The sequence below is a fragment of the Bacillus sp. S2(2019) genome (assembly GCF_005144805.1).
Taxonomy (GTDB): Bacteria; Bacillota; Bacilli; order Bacillales; family Bacillaceae; genus Bacillus; species Bacillus altitudinis.
The window spans coordinates 953,478-968,356 of the sequence record NZ_SWFL01000001.1; the positions used below are offsets into that span (position 1 = coordinate 953,478).

16 protein-coding genes and 1 tRNA gene are annotated in these 14,879 nt (G+C 39.8%); 4 read left to right on the forward strand and 13 right to left on the reverse strand.

The genetic code is table 11. The features are described 5' to 3' along the window. Positions 1-110 precede the first annotated feature (110 nt). Complete coding sequence (locus tag FBF75_RS04835) at positions 111-617, reverse strand: YhcN/YlaJ family sporulation lipoprotein (protein ID WP_008349054.1); 507 nt, start codon at positions 615-617, stop codon at positions 111-113. 153 nt (positions 618-770) lie between these two features. On the opposite strand from FBF75_RS04835, the gene FBF75_RS04840 reads away from it, so the two are divergent. Next, positions 771-1,187, forward strand: a complete 417-nt coding sequence (locus FBF75_RS04840; protein WP_136944492.1) for a spore coat protein — start codon at positions 771-773, stop codon at positions 1,185-1,187. 35 nt (positions 1,188-1,222) lie between these two features. Here FBF75_RS04840 and FBF75_RS04845 read toward each other — a convergent pair whose 3' ends face one another. Next, a complete protein-coding gene (locus FBF75_RS04845; protein ID WP_008349057.1) occupies positions 1,223-1,603 on the reverse strand; it encodes a hypothetical protein in 381 nt (126 codons plus the stop codon). Between the two features lie 94 nt (positions 1,604-1,697). Between FBF75_RS04845 and FBF75_RS04850 the strand changes: the two genes are divergently transcribed. Together FBF75_RS04850 and cspB are read left to right on the forward strand one after the other, a co-directional pair. Next, the gene (locus FBF75_RS04850) at positions 1,698-2,789 is read left to right on the forward strand and encodes a GGDEF domain-containing protein (RefSeq protein WP_007497045.1); all 1,092 of its coding nucleotides are present in this window, start codon (positions 1,698-1,700) and stop codon (positions 2,787-2,789) included. Positions 2,790-3,000: 211 nt separating this feature from the next. Further along, positions 3,001-3,201, forward strand: coding sequence for a cold shock-like protein CspB (cspB, locus tag FBF75_RS04860; protein ID WP_008349061.1), 201 nt, complete (start codon positions 3,001-3,003; stop codon positions 3,199-3,201). Positions 3,202-3,316: 115 nt separating this feature from the next. Here cspB and FBF75_RS04865 read toward each other — a convergent pair whose 3' ends face one another. From FBF75_RS04865 to queG, 9 genes are all read right to left on the reverse strand, one after another. Beyond that, positions 3,317-3,676 (reverse strand): hypothetical protein, encoded by a 360-nt coding sequence (locus FBF75_RS04865; protein WP_017360371.1) that lies wholly within the window; start codon positions 3,674-3,676, stop codon positions 3,317-3,319. 13 nt (positions 3,677-3,689) lie between these two features. After that, the gene (locus FBF75_RS04870) at positions 3,690-4,214 is read right to left on the reverse strand and encodes a flavodoxin family protein (RefSeq protein ID WP_017366904.1); all 525 of its coding nucleotides are present in this window, start codon (positions 4,212-4,214) and stop codon (positions 3,690-3,692) included. A gap of 17 nt (positions 4,215-4,231) precedes the next feature. Then, positions 4,232-5,851: a DHA2 family efflux MFS transporter permease subunit gene (locus FBF75_RS04875; RefSeq protein WP_035392594.1), complete on the reverse strand. Its 1,620-nt coding sequence runs from the start codon at positions 5,849-5,851 to the stop codon at positions 4,232-4,234. Between the two features lie 39 nt (positions 5,852-5,890). Then, complete coding sequence (locus FBF75_RS04880) at positions 5,891-6,523, reverse strand: biotin/lipoyl-containing protein (protein ID WP_007497037.1); 633 nt, start codon at positions 6,521-6,523, stop codon at positions 5,891-5,893. A 363-nt stretch (positions 6,524-6,886) separates the two neighbouring features. Continuing rightward, entirely contained in the window at positions 6,887-8,050 is a 1,164-nt protein-coding gene (gene yhbH / locus FBF75_RS04885; protein ID WP_007497035.1) for a sporulation protein YhbH, read from the reverse strand. Positions 8,051-8,190: 140 nt separating this feature from the next. Next, on the reverse strand, positions 8,191-10,086 hold the full coding sequence (locus tag FBF75_RS04890; RefSeq protein WP_017360374.1) for a PrkA family serine protein kinase: 1,896 nt from the start codon (positions 10,084-10,086) through the stop codon (positions 8,191-8,193). Positions 10,087-10,528: 442 nt separating this feature from the next. Further along, positions 10,529-11,002: a tRNA (uridine(34)/cytosine(34)/5-carboxymethylaminomethyluridine(34)-2'-O)-methyltransferase TrmL gene (gene trmL / locus FBF75_RS04895; RefSeq protein WP_003211950.1), complete on the reverse strand. Its 474-nt coding sequence runs from the start codon at positions 11,000-11,002 to the stop codon at positions 10,529-10,531. A 43-nt stretch (positions 11,003-11,045) separates the two neighbouring features. Next, positions 11,046-11,948, reverse strand: a complete 903-nt coding sequence (locus FBF75_RS04900) for an amidase domain-containing protein (RefSeq protein ID WP_098681060.1) — start codon at positions 11,946-11,948, stop codon at positions 11,046-11,048. A 61-nt stretch (positions 11,949-12,009) separates the two neighbouring features. After that, on the reverse strand, positions 12,010-13,158 hold the full coding sequence (gene queG / locus FBF75_RS04905; RefSeq protein ID WP_136944501.1) for a tRNA epoxyqueuosine(34) reductase QueG: 1,149 nt from the start codon (positions 13,156-13,158) through the stop codon (positions 12,010-12,012). A gap of 83 nt (positions 13,159-13,241) precedes the next feature. On the opposite strand from queG, the gene FBF75_RS04910 reads away from it, so the two are divergent. Continuing rightward, positions 13,242-13,838, forward strand: a complete 597-nt coding sequence (locus tag FBF75_RS04910; RefSeq protein WP_082114290.1) for a hypothetical protein — start codon at positions 13,242-13,244, stop codon at positions 13,836-13,838. Positions 13,839-13,935: 97 nt separating this feature from the next. Here the strand turns inward: FBF75_RS04910 and FBF75_RS04915 are convergent. Both FBF75_RS04915 and FBF75_RS04920 read right to left on the reverse strand, forming a co-directional pair. Next, positions 13,936-14,009, reverse strand: a tRNA-Gly gene (locus tag FBF75_RS04915). Positions 14,010-14,136: 127 nt separating this feature from the next. Then, positions 14,137-14,817 (reverse strand): hypothetical protein, encoded by a 681-nt coding sequence (locus FBF75_RS04920; RefSeq protein WP_046527426.1) that lies wholly within the window; start codon positions 14,815-14,817, stop codon positions 14,137-14,139. Positions 14,818-14,879: the final 62 nt, after the last annotated feature.

Sequence of the window (14,879 nt, forward strand, 5' to 3'; positions counted from 1 at the left end):
AAAAAACAAAGATCAACAAGAGGTGATATATTTTTTACTTTATGCAGTCAGGTGCGCAAGGTGCGGTTCCAAACAAAAAAGCCGCATATGACATACGGCTTTTGTCGTAGCTATTTAGATTCAGGGAAGACACGTCGAACCGTTTCAGTAAACTCGTCGAAGAATCCTGAAATTGGCTCTCCACTTCTAATACGTTTTCCGTACCCTGCCATACGATCGACAAAGTCTGGATTAGCAGATACATACACATTATCAATTTGTTGATCCGTCGATTTGACTTTGTCAGAAATTTTCTTTTTCAAATCGTCTGTTACATCTCCGCTTTTATTGCCTTCAAGCACGACAGCAACAAATGCATTTTTCCCTGTGACAAGTACGTTCGCTGTTTTCACTTCAGACATGTTGGCAACAAGCTCTGATGCCTTATCTGCCACTTTCACCTTCTGAGGTGTTTGCACATTTGGTTGATCCTGTCTCATGTTGTCGTTCTTATATGTGACATTTTCGTACTGTCGTTTCATTGTTCCTCTTCGTTCATCGCCTTGGTTGTTCATTCCACACCCAGCAGTGATCAATGTTGGAACGAGTAATAAAGATAGCATCCATTTCTTATTCATCAATTGATTCCCTCCTTTTGCTCATAGGTTTTTCATCCAGCAGACTTTTTATGCACACATCCTCTATTTCAGCAATGAATTCATAAATCAGCCTTGATTGGTCATCCTAAACATGATGAAGAAGTATCATCACGATCAAATGGAGGGATTCGTTTGTTTAAAAAGAGAAAAGGTATGAGTACTGGTGCAATGATCGCAGCATCAACAGCCATCATTGCATTATTTTCACCACTATTACGGAGAAGACTAAGCAGCATGACTCAAATGAATTTGTCCTCAATGATGAAAGGCAAAGATCAACACCAGCATGAGTCATCTCGTCATGAGTCCCATTCGCATTCACATAAAGACTCAAAAGGCACAGCTGAAGTCGGACAAATGATCAAGCAGGCATTCACCGCTGTCCAGCCAAATGAAACAAATCAGCATCAAACATCATCAAAAACATACCAAACTCATCAGCCGCCGAGAGAGTCTTACGCCCAGTCTCTTCACATTGATGAAAGTGTCATGAATGTAATGGATGATGAATCTATTCAGCAAGTACTCAATGACATCGAGCACAAATAACTAAAACAGGAGCCTTTTTTCAGAAAGGCTCCTGTTCATTCTCCTGAAAAATGCTCTTTCACCATGATGCAGAAGGAAGGTAAGAAGGTGATTTCGATCGTGATAACAAACCGTTCCACACCATCTAATAGTATCAACAGCTCTTTTTCATGCTGCCGATCCTTTTTTATTTCTACATGTCGCACAGTTTTAAAGGCATATACTCCTAAAACGGATGCGTCCTTTTTTCGAACAGCCTTCAAAGAAAATTCTTGTACTCCAAGAGACATCGTCACCACAAATCGCTCTTCCTCATTCTCAAACCGAAACGTTAGATCTTGATATTCAATGGGCATATCTCGTTCAAATCCTTCATCAGGCCACGTCTCAAAAAAAGAAAGCCAGTCCGTTCGATCTGGAAATTGTTTTCTCCTCATTTTAAACCCCTCATAAGTGAAATTTTTATTAATTATCTTGTTTCCTCTTTTCTTTTGCAACAAATTTTAGTAATTTTAAAAAGGTGATTTTATTTTGCTAAGAGACCTCTTTATTAATTTAACAATTCTTGTCACTTTCCATTATTTATTGATGCTTGTGTTTAAAGAGAATTTTTTAAAAAAGGAAGACACCTTGCTCAGACAAATTTTTAAAGGAATGATTTCTGGGTTACTCGGTGTCCTCTTAATGTTTTTCTCTATTAAAGCAGGACCAGCCATCATCGATTTAAGACATATCCCCCTTATTTTAACGGCATTTTATGGAGGCATTGCACAAACGTTCATTGCAGCCTGCGTGATCATTATTGGCCGATTATTAATCGAAGCCAATGTTGCTTCTTTCATTAATATTTTTTCCATGATATTTATCGCCACAGCTTCTTTTTTAATTGCTGAGCGTCATATCAATCACGTCGTAAAAATGCTGTTATCTATTACCATGAGTAACGTCATTGCGACGATTTTATTTATCATCATCGTCAATGAAAGATCGTTTGAACTGCATACTGCCTATTGGATTTTCTCGTATATTGCCGGTTTATTTAACTTTTATGTCATTGAGCATCAAACAAAAGCGTATCAGATGTTAAATTTGTATAAATTCCAAGCTCATTATGACTTTTTAACTGGTGTTTTAAATAAACGGAAATTCGATGAAATATTAAGTGATGCTTTTTCTCTGAACTTAAAGCAACCTATCCATCAAATGTCCTTGATTTACCTAGACATCGATTATTTCAAAACCATCAATGATCAGTATGGACATCATGAGGGAGATATCGTTTTAAAAGAAATCGGAACAAGGCTAATTAAAAACACAAGAAGCTCTGATTATATTGGGCGGATCGGTGGTGAAGAATTTGCTGTGCTTTTACCGAATTGTTCCGTTGAAAAAACATGGCAAATTGCGGAACGTTTACGAAAAAAAATGGCGGATCAGCCAATTTATTTACAAAACGGAACATCGATTCACATTACGGTGTCAATTGGATGTGCTTATGATGCAGGAACAAGTGAAAACATGAAACAATTACCGATTATTGCAGACCAGGAGCTCTATAAAGCGAAGCAGTCAGGCAGAAACAAAGTGAGCTTTTCTGGACGAAAAAGAGAACACTTAACATAGGCTTTTTCCTCAATTTGTTAGCGCTAATTATTTTTAAAAAAGTTTTCGTATAACAGTTGTTTTTTCCCGCAAACACTGGTAAAGTAAAGGTAATTATTTTTGTTCGTATCATCTTTAAGAAGAAAGTTTTGAAAGAGTTTTCGTCTTTGAAGTTTGTGTAAGAGCAAGAATAGTGAATTTAAGCGTTAAGATCGCTTTAGGAGGAAATTTCATGTTAGAAGGTAAAGTAAAATGGTTCAACTCTGAAAAAGGTTTCGGATTCATCGAAGTAGAAGGTCAAGACGATGTATTCGTTCACTTCTCTGCTATCCAAGGCGAAGGCTTCAAAACTTTAGAAGAAGGTCAATCAGTTTCTTTCGAAATCGTTGAAGGTAACCGTGGACCACAAGCTGCTAACGTTAACAAAGCGTAATTTAAGAGCATCTGCTCTTTTAGCACTTTATAGAGTGAAGGAAAACCGCTCGGCTTTTATGCCGGCGGTTTTTTTGTGTAATAAAAAAAAGAGAACCTGACGAGAGGTTCTCTTTTTATTTGTCCTTCTGCTTTAGTTTCTGTAAAGCAGAACGATACATATCATCATTCATTTTCGTCTCTGGTTCTTCTTCTTTGACAGGTGGTTCTGGCTGTTTAAACTTTTGAAGCGCCTGTCTATAGAAATCATCACCTGACGGAGCATCATCTGTCTGAGAAGGCTCTGACGCTTTTTCTTCCACTTCAGGCTCTACAGGTCTCGCCGCAACTTCTGGCTCGCTATGCGGCACGTCAGGATGATTCGATACATCTTCTTTGATCTCTTCCTTCTCGGCCGAAGCGTGTCTGACATTGAACGCTACTAATCCGATAATGACTAGAACAGCAGCTACTAACGCTACAATAATCGTCGCCAAAAGAACCCTCTCCTTATCGCTTAAATGACGCAGTGACTGATGCTACACGTCTTCCTAATGCTTTCCCCAGCTCAATGCCTTCTGTAGAAATCACTTCATCAGAATCAATCGGGCACGTCACACCTGCTCCATAATAAGAGCCGTATAACGCATTTTCTGGAACATTTCCAGGAAGGCCGACCACAAGCATCCCTTGATGGAACATTGGCGTAATCAAATTATGCATCGTCATTTCTAATCCGCCATGTGTTGTTGCAGTGGTACAGAAAACGGCACCGACTTTATCGATAAGTTTTCCTTCTGCCCATAAATACCCAAGACGGTCAATCCATGTCTTTAATCCAGAACTAATGGTACCAAAGTGACCAGGGCAGCCCCAAATGATTGCATCCATTTGATCAAGCTTGCGGATATCCGCATCTTTCACATGATCAATGAACACTTCAGCTTGCTCTGTTTCACCTGCGCCAGCTGCAATCGCTTCTGCAAGTGCTTTTGTATGGTCACCTTCACTATCGTATACGACATAAATTTTCATGTACGGTCCCTCCACACTTATCTTGCATCTTGGTTTGCTTCCTTAGGTGCTGGAAGCAATGTCATTTCTTGTTTCTTATCCTGCTTTTCTTTTCGCTTATTATCCTTACGTACATCTCGCAGGAACAAGCTGAGAATCACACCAGCTGCACAGAATAATGTCACCCACATGTAAGCATCATTGATGCCCATCACATTGGAATCAACTTGTGCTTTCGTAAAGAGCTGGGTCGACACATATTTTTGAGCAGCTTCTGCTGTCATGCCCATATGGTGCATCACATTAGAGACAGCCGCCTGGAATGAATTCATAAAGAACGGGTCAGCCGTATTCGTTTGATCTGCCATATTGGAATAATGGAATGTCGTGCGATTTGTATAAATCGTCGTGATCAAACTCGTACCGATCGAACCACTGATTTGTCTCAGTGTGTTTGACATCGCTGTACCATGACTGTTTAAATGCTGCGGTAATTGGTTCATCCCAGCAGTCATGACTGGCATCATCAAGAGTGACATACCAAAGGCACGTACTGCATACATGAGCACAATGTGACTATAAGATGTATCAATCGTCAGCCTTGTAAACTCGTATGTGGTGACAACCGTAATCAGCATCCCTACAATGGCAAGTGGACGAGGTCCAAATTTATCAAACAAAATCCCTGAAATTGGGGACATAATGAGCATCGCAAGTGCCCCTGGAAGCATTAATAACCCCGATTGCAGTGCAGTAAACCCAACGAGGTTCTGCAAGTAGATCGGTAGTAAGAACATCCCAGTGTATAAGGCAACGGTAATAATAATGTTAATAACACTTGATAATGAGAAAATGCTGTATTTAAACACGCGGAAATCAAGCATCGGATTATCCGCTTTTAGCTGTTGGAAAATAAAGAGAATGATCGCAATCGCACCAATGATAATCGTAGATAAAACGATTGGATCTGTCCAACCATCACTTCCCGCTTCACTCACTCCGTATAGAAGCGAAGCAAAACCAACGATCGACAGAATCGCACCAAGGCTGTCCAGCTTGATTTTTTTAGGCTCTACAATATTTTTAAACATAAAGAAAGCCGCGATAATGACAATCGCACCGATTGGTACAAGTCCATAAAACATAATACGCCATGAATAGTGTTCAATAATATAACCAGATAACGTTGGTCCGACAGCTGGCGCAAACATCATCGCAAGACCAAAAATCCCCATTCCTTTCCCTCTGTTTTCTGGAGGGAAAATAAAAAGGATTGTTGTCATGACGAGCGGCTGTAAGATACCGCCACCGACTGCCTGAATCAAACGACCAATCAGCATCGTAGAAAAGTTTGGCGCAATACCGCAAATAAAAGTCCCTAGTGTAAATGAAATCATCGCCACGAGGAATAAGCTGCGCTGGCCAAAACGTGTGATTAAAAACGCAGATAACGGAATGAGCACCCCGTTGACAAGCATGTAACCTGTTGTAAGCCACTGAATTGTCGTCGCACTCACATTAAATTCAGTCATTAAATGGGGCATGGCTACGTTCAAAAGCGTTTGGTTTAAAATCGCTACGAACAAACCGGCCATTAAAATGATCAGTAAAGACAAGGAGCCTGCTCCCTGTTTTGTCGCTGCAGGTTGATTTGCCATCTCAGACAACCTCCTTTCATTTTTTGATATCAGTCATCATTAAGATGAAATTTTGACAGAAGCATTCATACCTGGAAGTACTTTGTCAGATGGATTTTTAATTGAAATTTTCACTGCTACTTTTTGTGTCACTTTCGTGTAGTTACCACTTGAGTTTGTTGCTGGCAGCATATTGAATGTTGAGTTTGTTGCATAACCAATTTGTTCAACTGTTCCTTCAAATGTTGTATCAGGATCGCCGTCTACAACGATGTCCACTTTGTCACCTTTTTCAATGTTCTTAATGTCTGTTTCTTTAATATTCGCTGTAATGTAAAGCTTGCTTAGGTCAATCGTTTCACCAAGAACTGTCCCAGGCTGCACTTGTTGGTTGTTTTGTACTTCTTTTTTGACTAATGTGCCATCAGCCACTGCTTTAATGTTTGTTTTTGCTTCTCCTTCAACTTTTGCCACTGTGCTGTCTTTTTGCACTTCGTCACCTTCATTGATGTCCCAGCCTTTGATTTGTCCAGCTGCTGGCGCTGTAATTTGATACATGTCACCTGTCACTTTTGCTTCATCTGTTTTTACGAAGTTTGTGCTTTCGTAGTAGTAATAAGCACCTCCGGCAATAATGGCAAGAATCACAATAAGGCCAATAATATTTGTTAGCAATAAACGCCCTCTGTTCATGTTTTGTTTCTCCTTTCATGTATAAAAATATAGTGTCATCTGCTTTAGCAAACTTAGAATGCCCATCATCTGACAGATTATGAAACAAGCTCATAGAGCTGCCTGTTTCCCCTTTTTCTACTCTGCTGAAAATGGTGTGCAGCCCATTTATACTTATTGTTCACTTATGAGCAAAAAGCAGAAAAAGAAGAAAAGACGATCGGCATCTTTTTTTGAAAAACTTATATTTAACAAGATTAAATATTAATAAATGAAAATTGAAATGTCAAAGAGAAAGTTTTACTTTTTTTCTGGTGATCCCTTCCTTCTCCACACAAAAAACCTTTCAGCCCTTATGCTGAAAGGTTTTTTTGAATGTTCTCTTTAAGAAAGAACTTCTTCCTGCTGAAAAAATTTTTTTAATGCGAGAAAAACGTCTGATTTTTGCTTCAAAATATAATGCTTAAATTTCTCATCCTGAATATGTTTGTATGCTGACATTAACGTAGAATGCCGATTATATTGATTCACTTCACCATAACAAAATAAATTGGCTTTTTTCATAATTTCAGAAACGAGCTTCACGCACCGTGCATTATCAGAGGTCAAATTGTCACCATCAGAAAAATGGAAAGGATAAATATTATATCGTGACGGGGGATATCGTTCGTCTATGAGCTCTAGTGCCTTTCGATAGACAGAAGAACAAATGGTTCCCCCGCTCTCTCCCCGAGAAAAGAAATGCTCCTCGTCTACGACCTTCGCCTCTGTATGGTGAGCAATGAATTCGATCTCGACTGTCTCATACTTTGTCCGCAAGAAACGTGTCATCCAAAAGAAAAAGCTTCTCGCCATATATTTTTCCCAAAGCCCCATACTTCCGCTCGTATCCATCATCGCTAGGACAACCGCTTTTGATTCTGGTTTGGTGACTTCATTCCACGTCTTATACTTAATATCCTCTGGATAAATAGGATAAAAGGAAGGGCTTCCTGTCATGGCATTTCGTTTAAATGCTGACAGCATTGTTCGTTTTTTATGGATATTACCGGTTAACCCCGTTTTGCGAATATCATTAAACTCAATTTCCTCGACAACGATATCATCAAGTTCCTTTTGTTTAAGATTTGGTAGCTCCAGCTCACGAAACAGCGCTTCCTCTAAATCCATTAATGAGACTTCTGCTTCGTAATAATCATCACCGGCTTGATCTCCAGCACCTTGACCTTTTCCCTGCCCTTGCTTACTGTCAGATCCATCCCGAGCGACCACATCGCCAACTTGGCTGTCTCCATCCCCCTGACCTACATGCTTATTTTTATCATAGTTGTACCGAATTTTATATTCATCTAAAGAACGGATCGGAATTTTGACCACATCTTTGCCATTAGACATGATGATGCTTTCCTCTGTGACAAGATCCGGCAAATTGTTTTTAATCGCCTCTTTGACTTTTTTCTGATGACGCTGCTGGTCATCAAAGCCTTTTCGATGGAGGGACCAGTCTTCCTGAGACACAATAAACTGACTTTTTTCTTGCCGGGACATCCATCCCCCTCCTCACCTTTTTGGACAATTCTTGTACCCATCGATTCCATTATCGTATGCTGGCCGTCGTCGAAATGACGATGATTTTTAAAAAAGACATTACCGGTGCTAGTTTGCGCCAATAATGCCTCCTTCATTTATTAACGATTCAGAAGACTGCCTACATATTTTAAGAGTTCATTTGCACTTGTAGAATTATAGCCATGCTCATCAATCAATCGCGCCACTACTTCATTGACCTTCTTCAACTGCTGCTCATCCGGGGTTTTCGTCGATGTCGTAATTTTCACGACATCTTTCAAATCGGCAAAGAGCTTCTTCTGAATGGCTTCTCGTAATCTCTCATGAGAATTATAATCAAAGCGTTTGCCCTTTCTCGCATAAGCTGAAATCCGAATGAGGATTTCTTCTCTGAATGCCTTTTTGGCGTTTTCAGAAATGCCGATCTGTTCCTCAATTGAACGCATGAGCTTTTCGTCAGGATTCATTTCTTCACCTGTTAACGGATCACGCAGTTTGTTTTTATTGCAGTACGCCTCAACATTATCTAAGTAATTATCCATGAGAGTTTTCGCAGACTCCTCATAGGAATACACAAATGCCTTTTGAACTTCCTTCTTCGCCATATCGTCATACTCTTTTCGTGCGACAGAAATAAAATTCAAATAACGTTCCCGATCTTCACTTGAGATCGATGGATGCTGATCGAGTCCTTCTTTTAAGGAACGGAGGACATCCAGTGCATTGATGGATTCCATGTTCTTTCGAATAATGGTGGATGAAATGCGGTTAATGACATATCTCGGGTCAATTCCGCTCATTCCTTCGTCATGAAATTCCTTTTTCATCTCATCAATATCAACAGATTGGAAACCTTCGACACTTTCCCCATCATACAGTCGCATTTTTTTCACCAAATCGATATCAGACCGCTTCGGCTCTTTCAGCCTTGTCAAAATAGAGAACATCGCAGCCACCTTTAGCGTATGCGGTGCAATATGAACATCTGAGACATCACTTTCTGAAATCATCTTATGATAAATGCGTTCTTCCTCTGTCACCTTTAAATTATAAGGGATCGGCATCACAATAATTCTTGAGTGTAAAGCCTCGTTCTTTTTATTCGAAATAAATGATCGGTACTCCGTTTCATTCGTATGTGCAACAATCAATTCATCCGCACTAATCAACGCAAAACGCCCCGCCTTAAAATTCCCCTCCTGCGTTAATGAAAGAAGATGCCATAGAAATTTCTCATCACACTTTAACATCTCTTGAAATTCCATCATTCCACGGTTTGCTTTATTGAGCTCTCCATCAAACCGGTACGCACGCGGGTCTGACTCTGAACCAAATTCAGCAATCGTTGAAAAATCAATACTTCCTGTTAAGTCAGCAATGTCCTGAGATTTCGGATCCGACGGGCTGAAGGTACCAATGCCGGTCCGTTTGTCCTCTGAGAAAAAAATTCGTTCCACTCTCACATCCTCAATGCGGCCACCATATTCCTCTTCGAGCCTCATCAAGTTTAAAGGTGATAAATTCCCCTGCACACGTATGCCGTATTCTCTATAGAAATCCTCCCGCAGATTTTGCGGAATGAGATGAAGCGGATCTTCATGCATTGGGCAGCCTTTAATCGCATAGACTGCGCCATGATCTGTTAGTGAATACTCTTCCAGCCCTCTTTTCAGCCTTGTGACAAGCGTCGATTTCCCGCCGCTGACTGGCCCCATTAACAATAAAATACGCTTTCTGACATCTAAACGTTTAGCCGCAGGGTGAAAATACTCTTCCACTAGCCTTTCCAATGATTCCTCTAAACCAAAAAGCTCCTGATCAAAAAATTTGTAGGTTCTGACCCCATTCTCCTCTTCAATCCCGCTGTCCTTAATCATATGATAAACGCGAGAATGAGCAGATTGAGCGACAAGTGGATTTTCTTTAATAATATCTAAATATTCACTGAAGGTGCCTTCCCATTTCAGTCGCTGCTCTTCTTCTCTGTGCTGTTCAATTTTCTTTAAAATATCCATATGAACCTCCTCTTTCAAGATTGAAGCTAGAAATCAGATACTGTTTTACAATCTATGCGGAGGCGTCCTATTACATGCTTTCGTTCTTCAAAATGACGAATTGGCAAACTGAATTGACAACCATCCGCAAGACCCTTCATAATAAAGGAAAAACAGGAGGAAAATGATCTTCATCTCCTGCTTTTCAAGGCGAACTTCACAACATATGAAACTGGCAGCGAAGGAACAAAGGGATAAGGGGGAGCTTATATGAGAACGGTCATTATGATGGGCGTCATCATTACGTTTTTAGTATCCATTTTCACAGCTGGCTACGAAGGCAAGCCTGGTAAATGAAAAAAAGGATGTTCCATCAGCGGAACATCCTTTTTCATTTCGTTCATATTTTCAGTACTTACATATTCACTGAAAGCGAGATCGGATCTCGGCTTTTATCATGTTCTTATATCAAATCTCGGTATTGCTGCTGGCGAAGCGCCTCATACACAAGAATCGCTGCCGTATTCGATAGATTCAGTGAACGAACATGCTCTGTCATTGGTAAACGTAGACAGCGATCCATATTCCGTTCAATCAAATCTTTTGGCAATCCACTTGTCTCTCTGCCAAATACGAAGAAGTAGTCTTCATCTAGTTGCGAGTAATCGAACGTTGTATGCGGCTTTTGCCCAAACTTTGTGATATAGAAAAATTGCCCCTTCGGATGAGCCTCAAACAATTCATCTAATGAATCATGATAGACGACATTGGCATATTTCCAATAATCGAGTCCTGCACGCTTCAGCATTTTATCATCTGTCGAAAAACCAAGCGGACGAATCAGATGAAGTGTTGTATTTGTTGCTGCACATGTTCGCGCAATATTTCCAGTATTAGCTGGAATTTCTGGTTGATATAAAACGACATGAAGTCCCAAAAAAGTTCACCTCTAATTTTCTTTTCCGCTCAACATTATACCATTAACTATCCTTCGGAGCATCGTCCAAAATGTGAAAAAACGTATAACGAATATTAGGTGTATAAGCCGTTGAATCTTCATACGACCAGTAACGCATACGGCTGTCATACGTTTGTGCATTCACAAGAGGCATTCCGCCTTTATCATGATCAACGACAATGGTTGTATGATTATACCTACCGTCACCCTCAAAATCGTAGCAAATCACATCACCTATTTGAAGCTCCTGCGGCTCCTTGAGCTTCTTCGCTCTCAACCCCGCTTTGGAATTGGCTAAATAATTTTTCATCGAATGTGCCACCGTCCAGCTGTAGCTCCACGTATGTGGACGAACCCACCAGCCAGATCCACGGTTCGGATATCCTCTCGTTGGCGCATTCCCTGCTTTTAGACATTGTGAAATAAAATTCGTACAGTTATCTTCAAAATTTTTATAGGCTGGATTCCGTTTATTCCAATACGTCTCAGCATATTGAACAGCTGCTCGCCGGTCATAGTGAAAAGCTCTTCCAAATTGGTCTTCGTTTTGGAAGCGCTCATCCACCTGATCTTCCTTTTGTCGTTCTTCTAACATCATCCGATCTTTCACAAGCATGTCGTTATAAAGAAACGCTTCTCTTTTCTCAACCTGTTCCTCTAAATAAAAAGAATCGTCTATATCCTTACAGACATAAGTGAGGTGAGCGAGATATTGTATTTGCTGAGCTCCATCATCTTGAATAGCTGAATCGAGAAGTTTTGCTTTTGCTTTCGCCTTGACAATCTCAACTTGTCTTCTTGCAAACAGCTCTTTCTTTCGCTCCACAGCGTCCACATCAGACATCAGCTGCGGCTGTTTGATCGTACTGCCATTTAATAAATATGCCAGTCTGTCTTCTAACGTTTGTTCTAATAATTGTTTCACACAGACACCACCAAACTTTTTTTAACATCTCTGTTTGGTTCATTCTATGTTCAATGGGAGGTTATTTAGTATTTAAAGGTGTTTGTAACAATTCAATCCCTTTGATGATCTCTTGTTTTGCTTCTTCATCACTTTCCCGCTCAAGGGCTTTTTCGAGTTCTGAAAGCTGCTGACCATCGCCAATTTTACCGATTGCCCAAGCAGCCGTGCCTCGAATGACCGGTCTTGGATCTTTATGCATCAGGTCAACCAAATCTGGCAAAGCAGATGTATCTTTAAAGTGAGCAAGTGCCAAAATGGCATTCCGCTGAATAGGCTTTTTCCCTCGCCATGATCCAGAAACATGACCATACTTCTCTTTAAATTCACGATTGCTGATTGTCAGCAGTGGCTTTAAGAGCGGCTTTGCAATTTCAGGGTCCGGCTCCATTTCAGGATGTAGATGAAAGTCTTTCCCTTTATTAATTGGGCAGACCGTTTGGCACGTATCACATCCATACAACCGATTCCCTATTTTCGAGCGAAATTCGTCAGGTAAAAACCCTTTTGTCTGTGTTAAAAACGAAATACACCTTTGAGAATTAAGCTGGCCTGGATTCACAAGAGCACCCGTTGGGCATGAATCCACACATTTATTACAAGTTCCGCACTGGTCTTCTATTTTCTCATCCGGTTCAAATGGAACATTTGTAATCATCTCAGCCAAATAGACATAAGATCCGAACTCTGGTGTGATAATCATACAGTTCTTTGCACTAAAGCCAATGCCAGCACGTTCGGCTACAGCACGGTCAGACAATTCACCTGTGTCCACCATTGATTTTGTCCGTATATCTTCGTGTTTACTGCGCAAAAATTCTTCAAGCATGTCGAGCTTTTTTTTCAGCACAACATGATAATCAGTTCCCCATGAAGCCCTGCAAAAAATCCCTCTTCTTGCATCCTTTGTACTTCGGGGAGCATCTTTCATTTTGGAAGGGTATGCGAGCGCAATGGCGACAATTGATTTTGCTTTTGGAAGCAGCAAAGCAGGATTTGTTCGTTTTTCGATATCAGGCTCTTCAAAACCGGACAAATACCCTAACGATTCATGTAAGATGAGGCGGTCCTTTAATGAATCAAATGTATCAGCAGTTGCAAATCGAATTTTATCGACACCAATTTCGTTCGCATATTGAATTAATTCTTCTTTTAATTGTCCAACATGAATCACCTTGCAAACCTCCTTTCTTTGTTTCTTCAGTTGTTTTCAGTATAATACGAGTGTATCATGACCGATTGGAGTGAGTCACTGTGAAGATACAAATGGAAATCTCCCAACCTCAAAGCCAGTCTATCCATGTTGGACAGATTGAATATTCACATATTGAGATAGGAAAATCCCCTCAAATGTTAAAAGGCCGACTGCGCCTGTTTCAAGAATCTTTGTTTTTTGAATATGAAGATCAAACTTTGGAAGAAGTACCCGCGATCAAAGAATGGACGAATCTTCTAGAAGATGTCCCCTTTCTTCCGCTTCTTGCTGATATTCAAAAAGAACAATTTATTGACTCGACCAATTCCGTACAGGATTTGTCGATATTTTTCTCACTAAAATATTTCTTGCCTATCCTCACATTAGATGCCGATCAATTGAAAGGGCCTCTTTCATTATCCAAAAATGAAACTGGTCATATTGAATGGCAGGATGGCGCAGAGCTTACAGGGTTATTTTCTCAAGCAAGTAAAGCTCAAATTTCTCATGACACAAAAAACATTCTTCAAATCATTCTCTTCCCACCATCTATTTCCCGGGAAAAGAGTGAAGCGCTTATACAATCCTTGACGAAGATGTTTATACAAATACATGGTGGAGAAAGTAAATATGAACTCATTGAAAAAGCACTGTAGGGTCACAGTGCTTTTTACATTATACTGACATAATAAAAAACGCAACACTTCGTTTATCTATGAAACGAAATACTGCGTTATAAACAAAATTATGTATTGGAGCGGGTGATGAGAATCGAACTCACGACATCAGCTTGGAAGGCTGAGGTTTTACCACTAAACTACACCCGCATCAATCTTTTAAAGAGAACGTCATTGCGTTGACTTTTATTATGTTACAACTTTCTTAACAATTCGTCAAGAGAATATGAAGATTTTTCGTCAAAAAATTTCATATTCTCCATATATATTACGATAGTTATTTGTCTAGTTGCAAATACACCAAATAAGCCTGCTTTACATCTTTTAATTCCTCTTTCAGATTCTTTTCAGAACCTGTTAAACTAGAAAACTCATGGTTCATTCCAGTTGTGATGGTAGTAGAAATTACTTTTTTCTCTCCAGGAGACATGTGAAAAAGATCTGAAGCTGATATCGTTGTGTTTCCTCCCACGTCCTGTTTGAAATCCATGCTAGTCGAGAGTTTCGTTAGTTCGCTTTGCTCTTTATCTTTCCATAAGCTATACGTTACTTTTAACAGATCATCTTTTTCATCTTCTAGCTGATAGATAAAATTCACACTGTTATCGACGCCATTTTGATGAAGGTCAATGGTGATTTTTTTTGTATCTTCTTTTAATAATTGTCCATCTTTGTAATGCATACCGATCAAGGATACACTTTTATTACTGCCTTTTAGTCCTTTCACTGTCATCGCTTCAAACGGCTTATCTGATAATGCTTCCAAAAGACTTTTTTCATTTTTTGTTAGTTTCATAGGTTCGACAGTTACTTCATCGTGAGTTGCTTTTTCCTTATTTTTCTCTGTTGCAGGTTTTTCTGAGACCGTTTTCTCTGTCGTTGTTGTTTCTGCAGCCTTCTCGCCGCATCCTGCTAATAGAAAAACAGTAAATAAAAGAATGCTCCATTTCTTAATCATTGATATCCCCTTTTATACTTTTATTTTTCATTATACTAAAATTTGGTTGATTATACAAAAAA